The 1235-nt window shown below is 73.0% G+C and carries 1 protein-coding gene; it reads right to left on the bottom strand.

The window, feature by feature from the left end; translation table 11 throughout:
* Positions 1-39: 39 nt before the first annotated feature.
* A partial coding sequence (locus tag AC13HU_RS37425) for a MiaB/RimO family radical SAM methylthiotransferase (RefSeq protein ID WP_483046462.1) occupies positions 40-1235 on the bottom strand: 1196 nt, incomplete at its 5' end.

Raw genomic sequence — 1235 nt, 5'->3', positions numbered from 1 at the left:
CCGGTCGGAGCGGCGGCGGTGTGGGCTCGGCGCCTCCGCTCATCTGCCCACTCCCTCGGAACACTCCGCGCCCTGGCCGCCGGACACACCGGCCAGCTCGGGCAGCACTTCGGCGATCAGGTCCACGCCCTCGGTGCCCGTCACCTTCGCGGTCACGAACGTCCCGGGCGCCGGCCGCCACACCCCACCGGATGCCCCAACGGCCGCAGCGTCCGCCGCGTTCCCGCCGGGCGGGAGCAGGACGATCTGGCCGTCGGTCTCGGGCGCCTGGTGGTCGGCCCGGCCGGTGATCTCGCCGGTCTCCTCGTCGAACGCCTCGACCAGCACCCGCACGGTGGCACCGAGCCGTTCCTCAGCGCGCTGCGCGGTCAGCTCCTCGGCCAGCCGGGAGACCCGCGCGAGCCGGGCGGCGACCACGTCCTCGTCGAGCTTGTGCTCGAAGGAGGCGGCCTCGGTGCCCTCCTCGTCGGAGTAGCCGAACACGCCGATGGCGTCGAGCCGCGCCTCGCTCAGGAACCGCTCCAGTTCGGCGAGGTCGTCCTCGCTCTCGCCGGGGAAGCCGACGATGAAGTTGGACCGGACGCCGGCCTCGGGCGCCTTCGACCGGATCGTGTGCAGCAGTTCGAGGAAGCGTTCGGTGTCTCCGAAGCGGCGCATGGCACGCAGTACGCCCGGCGCGGAGTGCTGGAACGACAGGTCGAAGTAAGGCACGACACCCGGGGTAGCGGTCATTACGTCGATGAGCCCGGGCCGCATCTCGGCGGGCTGGAGGTAGCTGATCCGGACCCGCTCGATGCCGTCGACGGCGGCCAGTTCCGGCAGCAGCGTCTCCAGCAGGCGGATGTCGCCGAGGTCCTTGCCGTAGGAGGTGTTGTTCTCGCTGACGAGCATGACCTCCTTGACGCCCTGCCCGGCCAGCCAGCGGGTCTCGCCCAGCACGTCGGAGGGGCGCCGGGAGATGAACGAGCCTCGGAAGGACGGGATCGCGCAGAAAGTACAGCGGCGGTCGCAGCCGGAGGCGAGCTTCACGGACGCGACCGGGCCGGAGTCGAGCCGCCGGCGCAGCGGAGCACGCGGCCCCGAAGCGGGAGCAACGCCCTCCGGCAGATCGGGCACCTGCCAGGGCACGTCCGGGTCCGCGGTCGCACGCACATCCGCGCCGGCCGCACCCCCGTCCGCACCGGCACCGGCACCGGCGCCTCTGTCCTCGTCCGCCTCATCGGCGCCCGCCCCAC

Source organism: Streptomyces sp. NH27, assembly GCF_056859195.1.
This window is presented reverse-complemented; position numbering and strand designations above follow the sequence as displayed.